Origin of the sequence: Streptomyces sp. CB01881 (assembly GCF_002953255.1) — a bacterium.
GTDB lineage: Bacteria > Actinomycetota > Actinomycetes > Streptomycetales > Streptomycetaceae > Kitasatospora.
In genome coordinates this window covers 10,688,254-10,693,117 of the sequence record NZ_CP026498.1, presented here as the reverse complement: position 1 = coordinate 10,693,117, position 4,864 = coordinate 10,688,254, and the positions used below count along the sequence as shown (strand labels likewise).

At 71.3% G+C, this 4,864-nt stretch carries 7 protein-coding genes; 5 read left to right on the top strand and 2 right to left on the bottom strand.

What is annotated here, in order from left to right; genetic code table 11:
- Nucleotides 1–65 precede the first annotated feature (65 nt).
- Nucleotides 66–506 carry a nuclear transport factor 2 family protein gene (locus tag C2142_RS36025; RefSeq protein WP_148647024.1) on the bottom strand — a complete coding sequence of 147 codons (441 nt, stop codon included), beginning with the start codon at nucleotides 504–506 and terminating at the stop codon, nucleotides 66–68.
- 119 nt (nucleotides 507–625) lie between these two features.
- Between C2142_RS36025 and C2142_RS36020 the strand changes: the two genes are divergently transcribed.
- The 4 genes from C2142_RS36020 (at nucleotide 626) to C2142_RS36005 (ending at nucleotide 3,032) form a co-directional block, all read left to right on the top strand.
- Complete coding sequence (locus C2142_RS36020) at nucleotides 626–1,207, top strand: TetR/AcrR family transcriptional regulator (RefSeq protein WP_148647023.1); 582 nt, start codon at nucleotides 626–628, stop codon at nucleotides 1,205–1,207.
- A gap of 33 nt (nucleotides 1,208–1,240) precedes the next feature.
- Entirely contained in the window at nucleotides 1,241–1,597 is a 357-nt protein-coding gene (locus C2142_RS36015) for a hypothetical protein (RefSeq protein WP_148647022.1), read from the top strand.
- A gap of 318 nt (nucleotides 1,598–1,915) precedes the next feature.
- Nucleotides 1,916–2,494 carry a DUF6368 family protein gene (locus C2142_RS36010; RefSeq protein WP_277347299.1) on the top strand — a complete coding sequence of 193 codons (579 nt, stop codon included), beginning with the start codon at nucleotides 1,916–1,918 and terminating at the stop codon, nucleotides 2,492–2,494.
- Nucleotides 2,495–2,639: 145 nt separating this feature from the next.
- Nucleotides 2,640–3,032 (top strand): hypothetical protein, encoded by a 393-nt coding sequence (locus C2142_RS36005; RefSeq protein WP_194235851.1) that lies wholly within the window; start codon nucleotides 2,640–2,642, stop codon nucleotides 3,030–3,032.
- Between the two features lie 201 nt (nucleotides 3,033–3,233).
- On the opposite strand, the gene C2142_RS36000 is transcribed toward C2142_RS36005, so the two are convergent.
- Complete coding sequence (locus tag C2142_RS36000) at nucleotides 3,234–3,863, bottom strand: TetR family transcriptional regulator C-terminal domain-containing protein (protein WP_148647019.1); 630 nt, start codon at nucleotides 3,861–3,863, stop codon at nucleotides 3,234–3,236.
- A gap of 165 nt (nucleotides 3,864–4,028) precedes the next feature.
- Here C2142_RS36000 and C2142_RS35995 point away from each other — a divergent pair.
- The coding region (locus tag C2142_RS35995; RefSeq protein WP_174315818.1) for an FAD-dependent monooxygenase at nucleotides 4,029–4,864 on the top strand (836 nt) is incomplete at its 3' end.

Below are 4,864 nucleotides of genomic sequence, written 5' to 3'. Positions count from 1 at the left end.
CGGCGTCCCGGCGTCCCGGCGTCCCGGCGTCCCGGCGTCCCGGCGTCCCGGCGTCCCGGCGTCCGCTACTCGGCTGCCAGCGCCGCCACCAGATCCGGCAGGTTGTCGCCGGCCACGGCGAGGGCCAGGTGGTCGTGGAAGTCCCGGCTGTGGACGATCAGACCGTCGCGGACCCGCAGCACCTGGATGTTGGAGGCCTCGACGGTCCGTCCGGTGCCCCGGTGGTGCACCTCGTAGTCCCACTCGGCGACGATCACCTCCGGGTCGTCGGTCTCCCGGATCACCACGTTCTTCGAGGCCAGCTCGATGGGCGAGCGCGCGGCGACTTCTGCGAACCGCTCGGCGAGCACGCTCCGCCCCTCGAACCGGCGTGGACCGACCGGCTGGAAGACGGTTTCCACCACGGCGTCCTCGGCGTAGAGCTCGGCCAGCTCCGAGAACCGCCTCTCGCTGATGCCATTGAGCAGTTCCTGGAAGACCTCGCGCGGCGACCGCGTTTCAGACATGATCAACCCCCAGTGGGCTCCGCCGCTAGAATCGGACTAGCGACTCCGATTAGACGATACGGACTGGCGACTCCGGTTGTCCAGGGGTGGCTCCGCCACGCACGGAAGAGGTGAGAGGGATGAACGGCGCTCAGGGGCGTCCGCTCCGGGCGGATGCGGCCCGCAACCGGGCCAGGCTGCTGGACGTCGCCACGGAGGTGTTCACCACCCGCGGCGTCGGCACGCCGACCGAGGAGATCGCCCGGGCGGCCGGGGTCGGGGTGGGGACGCTCTTCCGGCACTTCCCGACCAAGGAGGCACTCCTGGAGGCGGTGATGGTGCGCCGCCTGGAGACCATCGCCGCCCGGACCGCGGAGCTGACCACCGACGCCGAACCCGCCGAGGCCTTCTTCGACGCATTCCGCCTGGTGATCGACCAGTCCGCGGGCAAGAACGAGTTCACCCAGGCGCTCGCCGCCGCCGGGGTGGACGCGCACGAGTCCCTGCGGGAGGCGAGCACGGCGATCCGGACGCAGCTGGCCGAACTGCTGGCCGGAGCCCAACGGGTCGGCGCGGTCCGCCCGGAGCTGGGCCTGCCGGAGCTGATCGCACTGCTGGTGGGCACCACCGCGTCGATGGATCAGCTCGGCGCGGACCCGGCAGCCCGGGAGCGGATCTTCGACGTGGTCTTCGACGGACTGCGGCCGCTGCGGCCGCGCTGAAAGGCGAGGACCGCGAGTGGCAAGCACCTCGTGATGGCGGACCAGCGGCAGGGTGCCTCATGGGAGTTCACCCCCGAGCAACTGGACCGGGCCCTGCGGCGGAACTGGCCGCACGCCCGCGCGGCCGGGCCCGCTCCCCGCTTCGCCGCCTACACCCTCGCCGTCCCGCTCCATGGCGACGTGCACGAGCTCACCTACTTCGCGGACCAGCAGTTCTTCTCCTTCGCCGACCGCGACCCCCTCGAATTCCCCTTCCGGGTCGTCTTCACTCTGCTCCTGGACCTCGCGCCGGCCACGCCGGCCCTGTGGACCGATGATTTCGGCGGCGACGTCCACAGCGTCGACCTCTCTTCCGGCATCATCGACCTTCTACGGCCCTTCCGTCCCTGACCTGCCGCGCGAGGGGGCCCGACTCGCTTTTGCTACAGGGCTGGCTGCGTTCCAGCCGTGCAGACCTGCCCACCATCGCCGCGAACAGAACGACGCCGCTCCTCGCAGGCGGCCCCGCAGACGCTGCTGCCGTTTCTCTGAGATCACCTCGACCTGGACAGAAGCGCGTGAACACGGTTCGCCGCCGTAGTCAGCGACGACGACGATCCGAATGGTGCGAACGCCAAGGCCGTGTCTCATAAATGGTCAAGCGGTCTCCATCCGCACCTGGTAGAACCGGGTCCGGATGGCACTGGGCCACGACTCTCCGGGGGCGACATGTCGGGACCGGCAGTGGGGCTGTGGCTCTTCGAACCGCGCAAGTTTGGGGACGTCCTGGACGATGTGGTTCTGTGGCTGGAGGGCTTCTGCGAGCCGGTCGAGGCGAAGCTCCGCGCAGACCTGGACTTCTGGGTGCGAGACGGTTCCGCCGTGGGGCTACCGGGGCTCGAACCCAACGGGGTTGGCGTGTTCTTCCTGTCCGAGGACGAGGAGCTGCCGGCAGCGGACGAGGACTACTCCGCATTCTCGCAGCCACCCGCGCAGGGGCTGATACTCGGCGCCGGCTGCTCCGGCCCGACGAACCACCTCGTGCTCGGTCATCTTGCACTCGCGCTCGCCGAACGCCTCGGCGCCCTGATCGACTTCGACGGCCTTCTGAGCTACCCCACCCCACGTGAGGGCACCGGCGACGAGGCGCTTCTGGAACGCGCGAGAGCACTGGTCGACTCCCTCCCGGGAAGAGTCGCGGAGGTCTCGTACGACACCTGGGGTGGTGGGCGATGGCTTCGGCACGTCGGTGATGCGGAGTTCCTTTCGGCGTGGCTGCAGCATCCAGGTTTCCACCTAGTCAAGTAGCGTCTGCCACTCGCTTGATGACGACCAGTCAAGTCAGGTTGAGCCGCGGAGGGGCACCTCAGCGCGTCAAGCGGTCAGGTCAAGTCGAAGGCTGCGGATGACGGGGCAATCCGCCCGATCGTTCGATTGTGAGGGCAGGCTCGTGATGCAACTCCCCGAGGGGTCCTGGTGGGATTGGGACATCGTCGACTGGAACGCCGGTCGGTTGCGACTGGGCGCGGGCTCTGACCTGACGTACCACCATGACGTGGAGCTGGTGTTCAGCGACCCGGTGTTCGTCATGTGTCCGGCCGTGTTCCACGATCCGGTGTTTCGCGCGCCGACACCGGACGAGGTCCGGCTCGTGTCCCGTCAGGTTGGTGAGACTCCTGCGGTGGTGGTCGCGTTCGAGGCCGACGCAGGTGGCTCCGAGCTCGCCTCCGGGCTGATCGCGGCCGGGGGGCTCGACGTCGTCCAGGGGGTCGTCTTCCGCTACTGGCGCAGGGATCTGGCGGACGGGGAGCGCCTGGCCCCGTGGGTACGACCGCCTGGGGCGTGAGGTTGGCTGTCCAGCGCCACCAGTTCTTGGCCGATTGTCGCTGAAAGCCAGACGGACGTCCGTATGTGCCAGTGACGGTTGACCGCCCGGGGCGAGCGACACGGCCTCACGATTGCAGCGCCGGCGACGGACTTCTCCCCCGCGAAGGCACCTCACCGCGCCAGGACCGCCGAAGCCCACCCGCTCACGGATGCGACCGGGTCAGCCGGTGGCGGCATCCGGCCTGCGCAGGGCTGCCGCGACGAGGCCCTCGATCTCGTCGGCCCGTACCGGGCCGCCGCCGACCAGCCGGTCGAAGACCAGCCCGTCGATGCAGGCCAGCAATGTGGTCGTGCGCCTCTCCGGGTCCGCCACGCCCTGGGCGGTGATGAACGCACGGACGACCGCGCGGCCTGCGTTCTCGCGCGGGACGAGGATCTCGCGCAGTTCGGGGTCGCGCACGCTCTCCACCGCGCAGGCATAGCGGGCGAGCGACCGCCGTCGCCCCTCTCCGGTCAGGCGGCGTTCCGTCAGTACGGCGATGCCCTCGGCCAGCTCGGCGGCCGAGCGCGGCACCGCGACCTGCTCGCCCAGGGCCTGGAGCTCGCCCTGGTCGAGCTCGACCAGGCGTCGGACCAGCGCGGTGAGCAGCGCCTGCCGGGTGCGCAGGTAGGCCGACGTCGTACCGGCCGGCAGTCCGGCCGCCGCGTCCACCGCGCGGTGGGTCAGCCCGCGTACGCCCGCGTCGGCGAGGACGCCGATCGCCGCGTCCGCCAGCAGGGTGCGCCGACCGGCGCCGCGCGATGCGGTACCGGGTGCCTGTGCCCCGGACGCGCCCCCACCCCCTCTCATACCCCCGCCCCCACCCCCGCTCGTACCCCCGCCGTGACCGTCCGACTGCTCCTGCCCGTGTGCCCCAGCTTCCTGCATCCCCCCTTTCTACACCCGTAGTAAGGGGGGAGTACGCTCCTTCTACAGCTGTAGAAGAATGGCGTGAAACCCAGGGAGGGACCGGGGATGAGCAGCAACAGCGCAGTGGTGGTCGGGGGCGGCATCGGCGGGCTGGCGGCCGCGATCGGGCTCCGGCTGGCGGGCTGGGAGGTCACGGTGGTCGAACGTGCACCCGTCCTGGACGACGCGGGCGCCGGCATCTCGCTGGCCGCCAACGGCCTGCGGGCGCTCACCGCCCTCGGCGTCGGCGAGGCGGTGGAGATCGCCTCGCGCCGCCAGTACACCGGCGGGACCCGCACCCCGGACGGACGCCGGCTGGCCCGGATGGACGGGCGGGCACTGGAACGCGAGCTGGGCGCACCGATCATCGGCATTCCCCGCGCCGACCTGCACCGGATCCTCCGCGAGGCACTGCCGCCCGAGTCACTGGTCATCGGCGCGGAGGTCACGGCGCTGGAGACCGGGCTGGACACGGGGCTGGACACGGCGGCGGGGCCTGCGGACGCCCGCCAGCCGTCGCGCATCCGGGTCCGGTACGGCAACACCGCGGTCGACGCCGACCTGGTGGTGGCCGCCGACGGGATCGGGAGCCGGCTGCGCCGCCACCTCTTCCCCGGCCACCCCGGGCCGGCCTACAGCGGCTCGACGGTGTTGCGGGCGATCACCGAACAGCCGGTCGAGGGACCGGCCGGCGAGCCGATCGCCGACTTCGAGCTCACCTGGGGGCACGGCGCGGAGTTCGGCCACATTGCCTTCCCGGACGGGCGGGCCGAGTGGCACGCGGTGCTGAACGCCCCCGCCGGGGTTCGCTACCCGGACCCGCTGGCCGAGGTCCGGCGCCGCTTCGCCGGCTGGCACGAGCCGATTCCGGCACTCCTGGCCGCGACCCGTCGCCGTCCTGC